Origin of the sequence: Rubritepida flocculans DSM 14296 (assembly GCF_000425365.1) — a bacterium.
GTDB lineage: Bacteria > Pseudomonadota > Alphaproteobacteria > Acetobacterales > Acetobacteraceae > Roseococcus > Roseococcus flocculans.
This window is the reverse complement of record NZ_AUDH01000040.1, coordinates 1-15,945: the sequence shown is the minus strand read 5'-3', so window position 1 is coordinate 15,945 and position 15,945 is coordinate 1. Positions and strand designations below refer to the sequence as shown.

Below are 15,945 nucleotides of genomic sequence, written 5' to 3'. Positions count from 1 at the left end.
TCGCGGGGCGTCCCGGAACAGGCCGTCGGCGCCGTCTTGCATGTAGCGCGCCTGCCAACGCCAGATCGTGGGTTTGCCTTTGCCGGTCGCCGCGCGGATCGCCATCGTCCCCACGCCGTCCGCGGTCAGCAACACGATCCGTGCCCGCCAGACATGGTGCTGCGGGCTCTTGCGGTCGGAGACCACGCCTTCGAGCCGCTCTCGGTCGCCCGGACGGAGCCGGACCTCAACGCCTTCCCTCATGCGCCCAGACTCGCAGGTCTAGGCCACCAAGGGAATCATCAACATCGATCAAACCACTAGCTTGATCCACCCCACATTATGCGTGTGCCACATGGCTTATGCTGAATCGGTCAAGATGCGGCCGTCGTCGGACCCCATCCAGGCTGATACGCCGATGTTGCGCGAGGTACTAACGCTCAACCTTGCCCCAATCGGCTTTTCGGCCACGACCATGCGAGTGGGACGGCTGCCCTACCAGGATGAGGAGCAGTACCGCGCCTTGCGCGAGGCGCACCCCCAGCATGCCTTCAGGTTCGACAGCCGGATCGGCGCGATCCTCAACATTGGTCTCGCCGCCGATGTCGCCGTCCTCGGCGAGGCCAGCGACGTTCCGGTGGCTGAGCACCTGCTGCTGGTGGGCAAGGCCGTGCAGCAGGCGCTGTTCGGCTGGCTTGTCGGCCGACGCACCATCCTGCGGCGAGCCAGGCCGCTGCAGTGCTGGGGTAGCAGTCGCAAGGCCGCCCTGCTCTCGGCCGCGATACGCGAGATCGGCCTCGATCCCACGCCCGGTATTGAGGTGCTGGTGCGCCACAGCTTCGATACCCGCGTGGTGCAGCCGGCACAGGACGGGGCTGCGCCTTACCTCGCCCTGCTACTCGACATCGGCACTTCCAACGACATCGCCATCCCGGTTGCCGTGTTGATCAGGGCCGGGCTTGACCCGTGCGGGCTCTATGTCTGCCGTCAGGAAGGCGACAACGAGGGATTGCGGCCCAGGCTGGAGACCATCGGCTGCGTTGCTGCCGTCGAGAACGGACGGCTGCACCTCACCGATGCTGAACTGGACGGCCCGGTGGATGCCGGCGAGGTCGTCCTCGAACCCCGGCAGGAAACCCTGGAGAAGGTCGTCCGGCTCTTCTACCCGACCGCCGCCGACCGCATCCTTGGCGGGCTTCAGCGGCGGCGCCAGCCCTATGTCACTGCCGCCGACAAGCTCCAGCACATCGCGCGGGTCCTTGAAGAAACCAGCCGGGTTCTGCCGCTGACCTTCACTGGCGGGCTAAAGGCAACGATCGGCACGCTGCTCCAGTTGGGCGACCCGGCCTTCCCCGCGGAGATCACCGTGAGCCGGCCGGGCCTTCTGTTCGGCCCGCAAGGGCGCGAGACCGGCTCGCAGGCCGACGCCGGCATCAGGCGCTTCGGCCCCTACCAGTATATCCAGCAAGAGCGCAACGAGCCGGTCGTTGCCGTGATCTGCGAGCGAACCCAGCGCGGGCGCACCGAGCAACGGCTCCAGACGCTGCGCAGCGGCTTCGATGAAGCGCTGTGGCAGCGTGCCAACAAGTCGCGGGCCCAGCCGCCCGACAACCCGTTCCAGGGCGGGCTGATTGGCAAGTTCCGCCTGCAGCGCATCCGGTTCCAGATTGAGGACGTCGCGGCACCCCAGGCAGAGGAATATCGCCGTGCCATCGCCCGGCTGCTGCAGCGCCTGCCCCAGCGCCCTGATCTTGCCCTGGTGCAGACACGGGCGAGCTACTGGACCCTGCCCGCAGCCGACAATCCGTATCTGGCCGCCAAAGCCCTGTTTATGGCGGCCGGCGTGCCGGTGCAGAGCATCAAAGCGGAAACCATCGAGGCGTCGGACCGTAATCTACCCTACATACTCAACAACTTGGCTCTAGCCAGCTATGCCAAGCTCGGCGGAACGCCGTTCGTGATGTCCACCCGGGCGCCGGCCTCGCATGAACTGGTCATCGGCCTCGGTGCCAGCGAGGTGGGAGAAGGGCGGCTTGGTCCCAAGGCGCGCTATGTCGGACTTACCACCCTGTTTCAGGCCGATGGCCGCTATCTCGTATGGGGGCAGACTCGCGAAGTCGCGTTCGAGGACTATGCTGTGGCGCTTCTAGAGAGCCTAACCAGCACCATCCGCTTCGTGCGCGAGCAGAACAACTGGCAGGTGGGCGATCACGTCCGGCTGGTGTTCCATGTCTACAAGCCGCTGAAGCACCGCGAGATCGATGCGATCAAGGCGTTGGTCCGGGACTTGGTCGCTGGGCGGCACCAGGTGGAGTTCGCTTTTCTCGACATATCACGCCACCACGATTTCTTCCTGTTCGATCCCCGGCAGACCGGCATCGAGTATCACATGCCCGGCGGCCGGAGGGGCCTGAAAGGCGTGGGGGTGCCCCGCCGCGGCCAGTGTCGCCAGCTGAGCGCTCGGGCGGCGCTGCTCCAGCTAGTCGGCGCCGATGAGGTGAAAGCCGATGCTCAGGGGCTGCCTCGTCCTCTGCTAATCGAGTTGCATCCGGAGTCGGACTTTACCGACCTGACCTATCTCGCCCGTCAGGTCTTCCACTTCTCGTACCTGTGCTGGCGCAGCTTCTTCCCGGCCGAGGAGCCGGTGACCATCCTCTACTCCCGCCTCATCGCCCGGGCGCTGGGCAATCTCCGGCTGGTGCCGGAGTGGCGCTGCGATGTCCTGACCGTCGGTTCGCTGCGGCATAGCCTGTGGTTCCTCTGACCCCCACATTCCTGCTCGCCCCCCGCCTCGCCGAGCTCCGCACGGTCGCGGCGATGTCCGAACCGAGTGCCGGCGCCGCTTCGCGTGGCTTCGCCCGCCGCCTGCAGGGGGCGGCGCCCGATGACGCGCCGGCGCTGATCGAACAGGCGCTGGCGGATGCCGCCTATGGCGGCATCCCCGACGTGGCCTTCGCGGGCTTCCTGCTCGGCGCCGCGGGGCCGTTACCTGAAACGGTGCTCGATGGCTTCCTGAGTGCGGTCGAGCGCATCCGCGGACGGCCCAAAGCCGGTCGCGACCAGTTGGTCGGTGACGACATCGCGCTGCTCGGCATTGCCGAGGGCCTCTCCCGCCTTATGGCCGAGGGGCGTGCCGTCGCCGACGCCGTGGCGTGGCTGATTGCGATCGCCGACGGCCCAGCATCCGGGCCGGACTGGACCCGACGTGCTCGCGCCCTCGCCGCCGATCGGCTCGACAGACGCGGCCGGCTGCGCGCTGACGTCGAAACCGACGACTTCGATGCCTTCGCTCTCGATTTATGCCTGCGGCGCGTCTGGCCAGCCTGCTTCCACAGCGCCGGCCATCCCGCGCGTGCGGCGCAACAAAGCCTGTTTGCCCGGCTGCTGAGCGAGCCCTGCCCTATAGCAGGGGAACTGGAGCGTAGCGTGGTTTGGCTTGTCGCCGCCAACGCTCTGGTGCAGGCGGCGGTGCTGGAGCTGGTGCCCGATGTTGACCGCGTGGTCGATCTGCTTGAGCGCACCCAGGGTGCCCTTAAGCGCTGGGTCTGGGACGAAAGGGCCAGCCGCCGGGACGCGGCGCCGGCGCGCTGGCTTATCGACAGCGAGGCCCATGTGCAGGCTTTCCTGTGGGCGATGCTTTATCCTGCTTTCGGCGATCAGCTGCGTGATGAGCAGTACCTGCCTGGCTTCGGTCTGAAGCAGCCGCGCTACGATTTCGGGATCCTCAACTTGAAGCTCATCATCGAGGTGAAGATGCTGCGCGCCTCGACGGACTTTCGCGCGATCGAGGAGCAGATCGCCGGCGATATCGGACTCTACTTCTCTGACCCGGCGCGCTTCGACCAGATGGTTGTCTACATCTACGATGATTGCGACGCGCCTCGGCCCGAGCGCCATGATAGCCTGCGTACCGCCATCCTGCAGCGGGATGCGCGGGTTAAGGCTGTGGTCATTGTCCGGCGCCCCGGGATGCTTCCAGATCGCCATCAGCGCGGATCCGTGTAACAGGGCTACCGCATGGCGCCCCTGCCGGTGTGAAGGGGCCGAGGGGGATTCCCAACAGCACGGAAGGGCGATTCCTAACTCCCTCCTGAGAGGCGACCGTGGAACCGAGTACGGATCGGTTACCAGCGTAGGCCTGGTGGAGCGGGTGGTGTCGCCCGCAGGAGCCGACGTCTGCCTCTGCGTCGAGGGGCTGGCCGGCCCCGTCCGAGACCTCACCGCCATCGTGCCCGAGGCGCTGAGGGCCGCCGCGTGACGACCGCTACCAGCATCACGGTCCGGGTGCCGCTTGTCATCCGGCGCCGGCCGGGGCGGAGGAGGTGTAACCCCGGTGCGGGACGGCACCGAGGCGGCGCTCCCGGCGCGGGCCGATCCGGCGCTGATAAAGGCATTGGCGCGGGCGTTCCGGTACCAGCGGCTGCTGGACGAGAGGCGCTACGCCTCGATCAGCGAGATGGCTGCGGCGGAGCGAATCGAGCGAGGTTCCTTGGGCTGCCTGCTGCGGCTGACCCTGCTCGCGCCGGGGATCGTCCAGGCCATTCTCGATGGGCAGCAGCCGGAAGAGGTGACATTGCCGCGGCTCATGGGTTCGTTCCCCACGACCTGGGCTGAACAGCGCACCGCATTGGAGTTCGACAATGATTGAGAGCTGGCCGGTAGCGTGGGCGGCGTGGCGCACAGCCCCTAACACTCGACGCTCATTGCCACCCTGAGGGCACACTTCAGGCACTCCGAGTTGACAACGTTTGCCCATGCTTGGCAAACTTTCGGTGTCATGCAGCCCGATTCGGAGCCGCGCCCGTTCCTTACAATAGCCCAAGCCGCTCGGCTCCTCGGGGTTTCCGCGTCGACGCTGCGGAATTGGGATCGCACCGGGAAGCTGAAGCCGCGCCGTCACCCTATGAACAGATACAGAGTATATGACCGTGCAGAGCTTGAGCGGTTGAAGAGTAAAATTGAGGGAAGCCATGCGAGCCGCTAAAGCTAAGCCCCTTGTTGATGACGTCGACGAGGACGCGACCGAGATAGAGGTCGGGGGCGAGGACCTGCCGAGGACGGTAGATCCTCGCAACCAACTTAACGACCTGACCGCCCGCGAGTGGATACCGGAGACTGTCTCGGTCTGGAACCAGAGAGGCCTCGGCGCCAACCATCCCGACGCTCAAATTGAGCGCCAGCATCCTGCCCCCTTCTCGTTCACCGACGTCGGACGCCTGGTTCGCTTCTTCACGAAGCGGGGGGCGACTGTTCTCGATCCTTTCGTTGGGGTCGGCTCGACGCTGAAAGCCTGCGCCATCGATGGGCGCAACGGCATCGGCATTGAGCTGAACCCAACCTTCGCAGACCTCGCACGGCAGCGCCTGCGCACCGAGGTACGCGACATGTTCGCCGCAGTCGGGAGTCAGACGGTCCTGGAAGGCGATGCGCGCGAGCACCTCCCTAACATCCCCAGCGAGAGCGTCGACTTCGTCGTCACCAGCCCGCCGTACTGGTCGATCCTGAAGAAGGAAGACCACAAGGTGAGGCAGGAGCGTTTGGAGAAGGGGTTCGCCAAGGACTACGGCGAGGACGAGCGCGACCTGGCGCGCATCGAGAGCTACGAGGAGTTCCTGAGTGAGCTTGCCGCGATCCTAGGGGAGAGCGGCAGGACGCTAAGGCGCGGCAAGTACATGTGCGTCGTCGTCAGTGATTTCCGCGACAAGGCGAAGTACATCATGTTCCACGCTGACCTAGCACGGGCGCTGGAGCCACGCGGGCTAGAGATGCGCGGCTTGAAAGTCCTCTACCAGCGGCACAAGAAGGTATTCCCGTACGGCTATCCCTACTCGTACGTGCCGAATATCCACAACCAGTACATCCTAATCCTTCAGAAGCCCAAGTGATGGCGCGCGAAGAAATCGTGCTGGGCGACTGCATCGAGGGGATGAAGCAGCTCCCGGCCGGGTCGTTCAACCTCATCGTCGCCGACCCCCCATACAACCTGAACAAGGACTTCGGTCCCTGGAAGGAGACGGAGCGCAAGGCGGAGTGGCGCGAGTGGACGAGGAACTGGCTGAAGGAGGCCAACCGCCTCCTTTCAGACGAGGGAAACATCTTCGTTTACGGCATCCACCACCACATGTGCTGGGTGCAGTGCATGATGTACGAGCTGGGGCTGATCTACCGGCGTCAGATCATCTGGCACTACGAGAATGGATTCGCGGGCTACGGGAAGCGGACGCTTAACGCCAACTACGAGCCGCTCCTCTGGTTCTCCAAGACGGACCGCTACATCTTCACCCCCATTCGAGAGCCGTACAAAAGCCAGGAGCGGCTGAAGCACAAGATCGTCAAGAACGGGAAGGTCTGGGAGCCGAATCCCGAGGGCCGCATGGCCAGCGACGTCTGGTCCTTCCCGACGCTGGCGGGGCGGCGCTTCCGCGACGAGAAGGTGGACCATCCGACGCAGAAGCCACTTAGCATCTCGCGCCGGCTGGTAAAGCACTTCTCAAGCCCGGGCGACACCGTGTTGGTACCGTTCGTGGGCAGCGGCAGCGAATGTGTCGCGGCCGTCATGGAGGGACGTGGCTTCGTGGGGTTCGAGCTGAACCCCAAGTACGTCGAGCTGGCGCGCGAGCGCGTGGCGATAACGCGGCAGGCGTTGGAGGGCGACCTCCTCAGCCTGCCGGCCTGAAGGCGCCGGCGTAGGGCTCGCGCAGCAGGGCGCGCGGGATCCCGAGCCCAGCCTCCAGATCGACCCCGCTATCCCCGACGGCAAAGGCGGCGTTCTGGAAGCCGTCCAGGCGCGTGCCTGTCCATAGCAACGCCACTAAGGCGCCGAGCGTGATCGTTCGGCACCGCACGTTCAGCACGCGCTCGATGTCGCGGATGACGCGGTAGTACTCCGAGCGCACGTTCGGGAGGACCAAGACCACGCTCAGCGGGTCGATATCGGTGACCGAGAAGCCGTAGCGAGAATGCAGGACCGCGACGTCCTCCAGCAGCGCGCGCGGGGACTCCAGCACGGCCGGGGTCAGCTCTATCTCTGCTACGAAGGGCCGACCATTGCGCGACTGACCAACGGCATCAATCCGCATGTTCGTGTCGCCTCGCCGGCGAACACGCGCGTTCACGCCCACCTCGTGCAGGAGATTGCGCACGAGGAGGGCCGCCCGCGCGTCTTGCAGCGTGCTGACCGCGGCGGGCAGCTCGGTTGCTGCCGGCGCGTCGAGCGCTGCCAAGGCGCCCGTCCTCGTCGGCTCTGGATGCGCGCCCTCTGTCCGGCCGCGCGTGACTAGGCGATCCGGGTCAGCCGTCTCGACCCGCGCAATCTCCCCGCCCGCCAGGTGGATCGCGCCGTAGGGGCAGCGCGCGACGCAAAGGCCGCAGCCAATGCAGTTATCCGTGATGGCCACCGCCGTGCCGTCCCGATTCCAGACGACGGCTCGCGTTGGGCAAACGTCGAGGTTTGGGTCTCCGGGGTAGGAGTCCAGCTCGCCGGCAAGCACCAGCTCGCTGGGATCCTTCTCCATGCAGGGCGCCTTGCCGCATCCCAGGCAGCTGCCCCGCCCCTCTCGGCCGTCCATTAGCCGGACCAATGTCGGGCCGCCGGCGCTGAACGCTACCTCCCGGACGTCCGAGCCGTAGTGCCGGGCGAAGCCCCTTGCGGGCCTCCGCCCCTTGTGGAGGACAAACTCAGACATCGAGGAAGCCCCGGAGCTGGCTCAGCTGGTCGCCGTCGATTGTCACGCCCTCCGCGATGGCGCGCGCGGTTAGGTGAGCCAGGGCGGTTATGTCTATGACGCCGAGCCGGAGGCCGTAGGCCTTGAACACGTCATCGATGAGGGTAGACATCTCGCCCCGCTCGTTCGGTAGCTGGTATCCGACGACCAAGCTGGTCAGCTCGCGCCTTGTCGTGAGGCCACCGCGCGAGAGGAGGATGACCTTGTTCTCCAGCGCTTGGCGGACCGCCTTCGTGGAGAGGAATACCTCCTCCGTCGGGGACTTGATCTCGACCGGTAGCGCCGCCTCGCCGACCCACACGCAAGCGTCCCAGCGCTGGTAATTGACGCCCGCGCGCGAATGCTCGCTCCTGAAGCCGAGGATGCGGAACAGAAAGGTCACGAGAGGGTAGAACTCGGCCTGCGTGTCGCCGGCGTGCGCCTCAGCGAACGCAGCCGCGGCCCGGGCCGGCGTCTTGTGCCGCTTGAGAAGGGCGACAAGCTCGGCGCGGACCGCCTCGGCCTGCGGCTCAGTCGCGCCGCGCGCGGCTACCAAGCGCGGCGCCACGAAAAGGTGCGACCGATCGTCCCGCCCCGCCACACCAACAGTGCCGGCGCCGCGTTCGACGCGTGGGGCAGTCGCTCCAGCAGGGAACACCGCCGCGATGTGAGGCAGGGACAGCGCCTGGAACGGCGAGAACAGCAGACCGTTCCCCCTCATGCCCCGTCGCGCCAGCACCGGCAGCGCGACCGCCTTTGCGGCCGCGACGCGCTCGGCCACCGGGGTAACGTCAAACCCGGCTCGGTCCAGCATCTGGTAGTGGGCAAGCAGCGCTACCGCGTTGCGTTCGTCAGGCGTCATCCTCTCGGCGTCGGCTGCCCGTAGGTCGAGGGACGCAGACACCCTTGCCGCGACCGCCTGGCCTTTCGCCGTCAACGCCCAGGCACGGTACTTCCGACCATCCCGGTAGCTGACGTTAGCCTCCTCGGCCCAGCCCGAGTCCCTGAGCACGGCGATTGGCCAGCGGGTGTAGTTGTGGAGGGTGTTGACCTGGGTTCGCCGCAGCTCGGCGACCGCAGCCAAAGCGGCCTTGCTTGCCGCCTGACTCTTGCGCGCTGCCATCACCTTATCTGCAATCTCTTCCACCGCCCGCGGGCCACGGTCATCCGAAGCGCTCAGCGGCCCGACGATCATCTCGTCACGCGCCAAGTAGCCACCTGCCGCGACCATGACCCTGAGCAGGCAGGCGAACGGGCGAAGGTTGAACTCGCCCTTTACCGCAAGAATGGGCGTGGGAAATGAAATGCCGAGGATGCACTCTTCGAGCAGCGGCCAGTAGTCACGACCGGCCGCCACCAGCTGCTTCCCGAGCAGCGTGAAGGTGTAGTTCAGGCTGCTCTCGGGCGTTGGGTGCAGCCAGCCCAGCATCCTGAACAGCTCCGCATACATTTTGAGCTGGTTGAATAGCGGGTCCCGGCTGCGGTCCTCACGCGTGGACCGCGCAACCGCCTCTGTGCCCATGTACCCAGACGAAGTCGCAAGGTTGGCCGCGACCACGGCTTCCACGATGTCGTCAAGGTCGACGACGCGCCCGTTGAGCCGCTCAAACGCGGCGCCATAGACTCGCACAAAGTTATCGATCGTGGAGCCCGGGTTTGGAAAGCGGAGCAACCTTATCCTCCGCCCCGTCGCATCTTTTCGTCGGAGACGAGGTCGGGAACGGGCAGATGCAGCCCTCCAGCGGTCTTGCATTTGACGAAAAAGGTTGGGTTCTGCTCGCCTCGCTCGACGCCGCCGATGTAGCTGCGGTCGATTCCGCCTTTCTCGGCGAGCTCCTCTCGCGTGAGGCCGGCCGTTACGCGCGCTCTACGGACCACTTCACCGAAATCACAGCGCTGCTCCGTCGCTCGATCCACCCCCTGATTATCGAGCGGACGTGATTATGTGTCCATAGATTGTGAGCGCGGTCCGGTTCATCGTCGCCGGGCTGCGATCTAAGAGGGGCCGGTCAGCTAGGGGAGCTCGGGGGAGGGAGACTAGTCCTCATTGTCCGGCCACCGATGAGGCGATGGACATGCTGAATTGCAGCGGAGACGTGGCGTCAAAAACTTATCGGAAGCAATGAGATAGACCTTGTTGGCGGAATCGCCCAACCCTCAAGGTCCGGAGAGGCTTCGCCGTCCAGAGAGCGAAACGCGCCCTCGTTCCGCCTGCGCACCCTCAAGGTGTGCGCTGAAAACCGCGGAAACACTGCGCCTCAGCGCGGTCCCGGTGCTGCGGAGAATGGTTCGGAGAGGACCGACTGGAGCAGCGGTGGGAACCGGGAACTGAAATTCTCTGGGCGGTGGCGCTTGCCAGCGATGACGCCGAGGAGTTCGAACCGCGGCGGTGGTCGCCTGCCACGCGATGCACCGAGACAAGGGCGAGCGGGATGCGGCGGTGTCCGGCGGCGGATGTCGGGAGCACCGGGCGGAAGGAGCACCGCCGTATGCCATTGACGACGCTGGGCTGGCCGGACGGGCACCGTGCCCCCCCTCGGCGGTTGCCCTTGGGGAGCTCTGTCGGCTACTTGCAACGTGATGTTCCGCCCCGGCGCGCGCCTCCTCAGGCTGTTGCTTGCCCTGGTGCTCTGCCTGCAGAGCGGCCTGGCCGCAGCGCATTGCCTGCGTCTTGCGGCCGCACCGGCGCACAAGGCCTTCCACGTCGAGATCTGCACCTCCGAAGGCATCGTGCTGATGGACCTCGGCGGCACGTCCGACCAGGACGCGCCGTCTGGCCACGACCATGCCGGCTTCTGCCTGGCCTGCCACGGCCTGCCGCAGTTGGTCCTGGCCGAGCCGGCCAGTGTTCCGCTGCCCGTCTCGCGCCCCGCCGCCGCGCCGCAGGCGACACCCGAGGCGCTGCCGCCGCTTGGCGCCCGCGCGCCCCCCTACGCCTCCCGGGCTCCACCCACCTTCTCCTGACGCCTGTCCGTCCCCTGCGCCGCACGCGGCGCGGGATTTCGTCATGTGTCCAGGAGAATTCCGGGAATGTCTCGTTCGCTTCTCGCGGCCGCGCTCGGCGTGCCGCTTCTTGCCACATCCCTGCCCGCTGAGGCGGCGGATCGCCTTTTCGTGTCGGGCCGCGACGCGCTCGTCGCCTATGACCTCGCCACTGGCCATGAACTCGCCCGCTTCGCCACGCCCGGCATCTCGGCCGACATGGTCGCGCTGGAGAGCGGCCACATCCTGCTGAACCACCGCGACGGCAACGCCGTGCTGGTGGTGGATGCCCGCACGCTGACCGAGGTGGCGCGGCTGCCTTCCTCAACGCTCGGCGGCACGCGGCCGGTGCATGCCTATCTCTCGCCGATGCTGAACGGACGGCGCTTCTTCGTCGCGCTGAACGACGGCGACGAGGCGCGCACCGCGCCCTTCACGCCGGCCGCCGACAGCTCCGCGCTGTTCGTGGATGCGACGCCGGGCAGCCCGACCTTCCTCCGCCCAGTCGGCGAGATCCGGCTCGGCACCGGCCATCACAAGCTGAACTTCGCCCCCGACCGCGCCCGCGCCGCCGTCTCCAACATCGGCGACTGCGAGGCCGTGCTGCAGGTGCTGGACTTCGCCGATCCGGCCAATATCCGCATCGTCGCCACGCTCTCGGCCGAGGGCATCGGCCTCGATGGCCGCGACGGCCGCCGGCCCTGCCATCCGCGCGGCGGCGAGGCGGGGGTGCGCCCCGCGCCGCACGGCGCGGCGACCGATCACGTGACGGGCCGCGGCTACCACAACATCAACAATGTCGGCGCCTTCGTCAGCCTCGACATGCGCGCCGAGACGCCGACATTCCGCCTGCTGCCGGCCACCCGCGGCTGGGGCGGCGCGGCGATCGCGGTGCATCCCACCGCCGGCCTGCTCTACGGCCCGCAATACGCCCCGCGCGAGGCCGACAGCCGCGCGCCGGGCGCGGCCTGCCAGGTCGGCCAGCTCGCGCTGATCGACGCGCGCGCGGACCGCATCGCGGCGGAGCTGCCGATCCTGAAGGACGGGCCGGACTGCACGCGGAGCCTCGCCGGCACGGGGGAGATCGGCGCGCGCACCGGCTACGCGACGCTTGCCGGCGACACGCTGTTCCTGCCCTTGTCGAGCCTCGGCGCGGCGACCACGCGCAGCCATGCGGTGGCGGTAGTGGATGTCTCGACGCCGAACGAGCCGCGCCAGCTGCCCTCGATCCGCGTCGGCGCACATAACGGGCATCGCGACAATGCGCTGTCCGGCGATGGGCGCTTCCTGGTCGTGCCGTCCAACGTGGACAACGTCGTGCATGTGATCGACACGACAACGCGCCAGGTCGTCCGGCACTTCCCCGTCGTCGCGCAGCCGAACCGCGTGGCCGTGTTCGGCGCTTCCGGCGCGTCGAAGGCGTCGGGGCCGATGCCCGCCGCGCGCTGACGGGACCGCGCGCGATGGCGCGCAACCTCGGTGCGATCGCCGGCGGCGTGATGCTGCTGGCGATCGCAGGCTTCGGGGCGATGCAGTGGCTCGGCGGCGCACATGCGCCGTCGGCCCTGCTTGACCCGGCCCCGACGGTCGGCGGTCCCTTCGCGCTGACCGACGAGGATAGGGGGACGGTGACGGAGGCGACCTGGCGCGGCCGCTTCGTGCTGCTCTATTTCGGCTACCGCTACTGCCCCGATGTCTGCCCGACCGAGCTCGCCAAGATGGTCGAGGCCTACGAGCTGTTGCCCGCATCCGCCCAGGCGCAGACCGTGCTTGCCTTCGCGACCGTCGATCCCGAGCGCGACGACGCGGCGTCGCTGCGCGACTACACCGACCTGTTCCATCCGGCGCTGATCGGCCTGACCGGCACGCCGGCGCAGACCGACGCTGCCGCACGCGCCTTCCGCGTTTACCACCGCCGCGTCGCCGAAGGGCGCGACGCGGACGCCTACCTGCTCGACCACTCCTCCTTCACCTACCTGCTCGGGCCCGATGGGCGCACGCGGCAGGTCTTCCCCGCCACCATCACCGCCGAGGCCATGGCCGCCGATGTCGCGCGCCAGATCGGCCCCGCGCTTGCCGAAAGGAGACTGCCATGACCCGCACGCTGCCGACCGCAGCCCTGCTCGCCCTCGCGCTCATCGCCGCGCCGCCACTGGCGCGCGCCTGCGACCCCGAGGCGATGAACCAGGAGATCACCGAGATATGCCGCGCTGCCTTCGACCCCGCGGCGGAGATCGCGCGCGCCGTCCTGGCCCGCGCCACGCCCGAGGAAGCGCGCGCACTGACCGCCGCGCTGACCGCCGCGGGCGATGCCTGCGACGTCGGCGACCCGGCCGCCGGCGCGCGCCAGGCGGTGGAGATTGCGCGCCTGGCAGGCCGCATCGAAGCCCGCACGCTCTGACGCCAACCAGAAAGACAACGCCATGACCACGCTTTCCCGCCGCCTGCTGCTGGCCAGCCCTGCGCTGCTGCTCGCCGCACCCGCAGGCGCCCATCACGACACGACGGTGGGCGCCATCACCATCGGCCATCCCTGGTCGCGCGCCGCCGGCGCCAACACCAACGGCGCCGCCTACATGACGCTGCGCAACACGGGACGCGAGGCCGATCGCCTGGTCTCGGCCAGCACGCCGATTGCCCGCACAGTCGAGTTGCACACGCATGTCCGCGACGGCGACGTGATGCGCATGCGTCCGGTGCGCGACATCGCCGTGCCGGCCGGTGAGACCGTGCGGCTCCGCCCCGGCGGGCTGCACGTGATGCTGATCGGCCTCACCGAGCCGCTGCGCCAGGGTGCGACCGTCCCGCTGACGCTGCGCTTCGAACGCGCGGGCGAGGCGACCGTGCAGCCTGAGATTCAGGCCGCCGGTGCGCGCGGCCACACCCACTGACAGGAGCAACCGAGATGATCCGCACGCTCGCCCTTGCCACGCTTGCCTTCGCTGCCACGCCCGCGCTCGCCCAGCAGGAGGTCGCGATCCGCTTTGCCGCGCAGGTGAACGGCAGCGCCTTCGCCTGCGGTCAGAGCTATCCCGGCCTCGGCAGCACGAACGCGACCGCGACGCCGACCGATTTCCGCTTCTACGTGCATGACGTGCATCTGCTGCGCGCCGACGGCACCGCCGTGCCGGTTGCACTGGCCGAGACGCCCTGGCAGCGCGACGGCGTCGCCCTGCTCGACTTCGAGAACGGCCACGGCCCCTGCGCGCAGGGCGGCAATGCGCCGATGAACGAAGCGCTGCGCGGCACCGCGGCACCCGGCAGCTACACCGGCATCCGCTTCACGCTCGGCGTGCCGGAACGCCACAACCACCAGGACGCCACCGTCGCGCCGAGCCCGTTCAACCTGACGGCGATGTTCTGGAACTGGCAGAACGGCTACAAGTTCCTGAAGGTGGACCTGCAGGTCGCGGGCGAGATGCCGGTGCCCACCGCGGCCGCTTCGCATGGCGGGCAGGCCGGGCGCGGCGGCTTCTCGCTCCATCTCGGCAGCACGCAATGCGTCGCCGCCGCGCCGACCGAGCCGGGTCGCGACTGCCGCAACCCGAACCGCCCCGTCGTCACGCTGACCGGCTTCGATCCGCTGAGTGCGCCGGTCATCGCCGATGTCGGCCCGGTGCTGGCGGGCGTGGACATTACGCGCAACACGCAGGGCACGCCGCCCGGATGCATGTCCTTCCCGAACGACCCGGAGTGCCGGAGCGTGCTGCCGGCGCTCGGCCTGCCCTACATGGACGTCGTGGCGGGCGAGCAGCGCTTCTTCCGCGTGCAGCCGCAGCGCCAGGCGGCGCGATGAGGCGGCTTTCCGCGATCCTGGTCGCGGTTGCGCTGCTCTGCGGCACCGCGGCCGGCACCGCCACGACCACCCTGTGGGAGTGGCGGCTGCCTGCCTGGGTGCCGCCGCCCGCGCTCGACCACCCGCTCACCGCGGCGGAGGTCGAGCTCGGCCGCTGGCTGTTCCACGACGTGCGCCTGTCGCGCGACGAGACCATGTCCTGCGCGACCTGCCACCAGCAGGCGCGGGCCTTTGCGGTGAACCGCGCGACGGTGCCGGGCGTGGATGGCTCGCCTGGCCTGAAGAACCCGATGAGCTTGGTGAACCTCGCCTGGACGCCGGTCTTGACCTGGGCGAACCCGGCGCAGACGAGCCTCGTGCAGCAGGCGCTGATCCCGCTGTTCAGCGATCATCCGGTGGAGATGGGGATGTCGGGGCGCGAGGAGGCGCTGTTCGCGCGGCTCGCGGCCGACCCGCGCTATGTCGCGCTGTTCGCCGCCGCCTTCCCGGACCGCGACGGCGCGATCACGCTCGAGACGCTGACGCGCGCACTCGCCGCCTTCCAGCGCGCCATCGCCAGCTTCGACAGCCCCTATGACCGCTATCGCTGGGGCGGGCAGCGCAACGCGATCAGCACCTCGGCACGCCGAGGCGAGCGGCTGTTCTTTGGCGAGCGGCTGGAATGCTACCACTGCCATGGCGGCTTCCTGTTCTCCGACAACGTGATGCATGCGCGGCTGATCGCGCCGGAGATGGGCTTCCATGACACCGGCGTGGCGCGGACGGGCGGCATCGGCGAGCACACGGGCGATGCGCGGCAGATGGGCGCCTTCCGCACGCCCAGCTTGCGCAACATCGCGCTGACCGCGCCCTACATGCATGACGGCAGCATGGCGACACTCGACGACGTGATTCGTCACTACGAGCGCGGCGGACGCCATCGCGGGCCGCACACCTCGTCCCTGCTCGCGGGCTTCCGCCTGACGCCGCAGGAGCGGCGCGACCTGATCGCCTTCCTGGAAAGCCTCACCGACCGAAGCGTGACGACCGATCCGCGCCTTGCGAACCCCTTCACCACCGAGGACAACCGCCGATGAGGCGCTGGGTGCCCTCCGTCATCGGGACCTTAAGGCGCTCCCATACTCGTGCCGAGTATCGAGATGCTGTTGGCTAGGCTCAGGACCCATTAATCTGCTTGCGGCGACGCGGGCGGACGTGATTCTGAACGGGGCGGAGGTGCCCTCATGTCCGTCCCGTTCCTGCTCACCGCGGCGCAGATGCGGCGCATCCGGCCGCACTTTCCGCTCTCGCACGGCATCCCGCGCGTGGACGACCGCCGCGTCCTCAGCGGCATCATCTTCGTCATCCAGGGCGGACTGCGCTGGCGCGATGCCCCGCCGGGCTACGGCCCGCACAAGACCCTCTACAACCGCTTCGTCCGCTGGAGCCGCATGGGCGTGTTCAGCCGCATCTTCGCCGCGCTCGCCGGCGAAGCGGGCGAGCCCG

The 15,945-nt window shown here is 68.1% G+C and carries 18 protein-coding genes; 14 read left to right on the top strand and 4 right to left on the bottom strand.

Annotated features, from left to right (window positions below):
* Positions 1-243 (bottom strand): helix-turn-helix domain-containing protein (locus H596_RS0117650; RefSeq protein WP_027286002.1); only part of this gene is annotated, 243 nt, incomplete at its 3' end.
* Positions 244-334: 91 nt separating this feature from the next.
* Here H596_RS0117650 and H596_RS0117645 point away from each other — a divergent pair.
* The 6 genes from H596_RS0117645 (at position 335) to H596_RS0117615 (ending at position 6,655) form a co-directional block, all read left to right on the top strand.
* Entirely contained in the window at positions 335-2,743 is a 2,409-nt protein-coding gene (locus tag H596_RS0117645) for an argonaute/piwi family protein (RefSeq protein WP_084602981.1), read from the top strand.
* Between the two features lie 53 nt (positions 2,744-2,796).
* Entirely contained in the window at positions 2,797-3,984 is a 1,188-nt protein-coding gene (locus H596_RS0117640) for a PD-(D/E)XK nuclease domain-containing protein (protein WP_156910176.1), read from the top strand.
* A 328-nt stretch (positions 3,985-4,312) separates the two neighbouring features.
* Positions 4,313-4,627, top strand: coding sequence for a hypothetical protein (locus H596_RS22295; protein WP_245584059.1), 315 nt, complete (start codon positions 4,313-4,315; stop codon positions 4,625-4,627).
* A gap of 129 nt (positions 4,628-4,756) precedes the next feature.
* Positions 4,757-4,963 carry a MerR family transcriptional regulator gene (locus H596_RS25010; protein WP_027285999.1) on the top strand — a complete coding sequence of 69 codons (207 nt, stop codon included), beginning with the start codon at positions 4,757-4,759 and terminating at the stop codon, positions 4,961-4,963.
* The gene (locus H596_RS0117620; RefSeq protein WP_051213351.1) at positions 4,950-5,864 is read left to right on the top strand and encodes a TRM11 family SAM-dependent methyltransferase; all 915 of its coding nucleotides are present in this window, start codon (positions 4,950-4,952) and stop codon (positions 5,862-5,864) included. Before H596_RS25010 ends, H596_RS0117620 begins: the two co-directional genes overlap by 14 nt.
* Positions 5,864-6,655, top strand: a complete 792-nt coding sequence (locus H596_RS0117615) for a DNA-methyltransferase (protein WP_027285997.1) — start codon at positions 5,864-5,866, stop codon at positions 6,653-6,655. Before H596_RS0117620 ends, H596_RS0117615 begins: the two co-directional genes overlap by 1 nt.
* Here H596_RS0117615 and H596_RS0117610 read toward each other — a convergent pair.
* From H596_RS0117610 to H596_RS25005, 3 genes are all read right to left on the bottom strand, one after another.
* Positions 6,639-7,493: an ATP-binding protein gene (locus tag H596_RS0117610; RefSeq protein ID WP_169579890.1), complete on the bottom strand. Its 855-nt coding sequence runs from the start codon at positions 7,491-7,493 to the stop codon at positions 6,639-6,641. The genes H596_RS0117615 and H596_RS0117610 overlap by 17 nt on opposite strands.
* Before the next feature lie 163 nt (positions 7,494-7,656).
* Complete coding sequence (locus H596_RS0117605; RefSeq protein WP_027285995.1) at positions 7,657-9,354, bottom strand: hypothetical protein; 1,698 nt, start codon at positions 9,352-9,354, stop codon at positions 7,657-7,659.
* Between the two features lie 2 nt (positions 9,355-9,356).
* Positions 9,357-9,560 (bottom strand): helix-turn-helix domain-containing protein, encoded by a 204-nt coding sequence (locus tag H596_RS25005; protein ID WP_408735290.1) that lies wholly within the window; start codon positions 9,558-9,560, stop codon positions 9,357-9,359.
* A 702-nt stretch (positions 9,561-10,262) separates the two neighbouring features.
* Between H596_RS25005 and H596_RS0117595 the strand changes: the two genes are divergently transcribed.
* The 8 genes from H596_RS0117595 to H596_RS0117560 form a co-directional block, all read left to right on the top strand.
* Positions 10,263-10,646 carry a DUF2946 family protein gene (locus tag H596_RS0117595; protein ID WP_027285993.1) on the top strand — a complete coding sequence of 128 codons (384 nt, stop codon included), beginning with the start codon at positions 10,263-10,265 and terminating at the stop codon, positions 10,644-10,646.
* Between the two features lie 66 nt (positions 10,647-10,712).
* Positions 10,713-12,113, top strand: coding sequence for a YncE family protein (locus H596_RS0117590; protein WP_027285992.1), 1,401 nt, complete (start codon positions 10,713-10,715; stop codon positions 12,111-12,113).
* 14 nt (positions 12,114-12,127) lie between these two features.
* Positions 12,128-12,760, top strand: a complete 633-nt coding sequence (locus H596_RS22290) for an SCO family protein (RefSeq protein WP_037301954.1) — start codon at positions 12,128-12,130, stop codon at positions 12,758-12,760.
* Positions 12,757-13,065: a hypothetical protein gene (locus H596_RS0117580; RefSeq protein WP_027285991.1), complete on the top strand. Its 309-nt coding sequence runs from the start codon at positions 12,757-12,759 to the stop codon at positions 13,063-13,065. The genes H596_RS22290 and H596_RS0117580 overlap by 4 nt, the downstream gene beginning before the upstream one ends.
* 22 nt (positions 13,066-13,087) lie before the next feature.
* The gene (locus tag H596_RS0117575; RefSeq protein ID WP_027285990.1) at positions 13,088-13,555 is read left to right on the top strand and encodes a copper chaperone PCu(A)C; all 468 of its coding nucleotides are present in this window, start codon (positions 13,088-13,090) and stop codon (positions 13,553-13,555) included.
* Between the two features lie 14 nt (positions 13,556-13,569).
* Positions 13,570-14,460, top strand: a complete 891-nt coding sequence (locus tag H596_RS22285) for an MbnP family copper-binding protein (protein ID WP_051213345.1) — start codon at positions 13,570-13,572, stop codon at positions 14,458-14,460.
* Positions 14,457-15,536, top strand: a complete 1,080-nt coding sequence (locus H596_RS0117565; protein WP_027285989.1) for an MbnH family di-heme enzyme — start codon at positions 14,457-14,459, stop codon at positions 15,534-15,536. Before H596_RS22285 ends, H596_RS0117565 begins: the two co-directional genes overlap by 4 nt.
* A 147-nt stretch (positions 15,537-15,683) precedes the next feature.
* Positions 15,684-15,945 (top strand): IS5 family transposase (locus tag H596_RS0117560; RefSeq protein WP_027285988.1); only part of this gene is annotated, 262 nt, incomplete at its 3' end.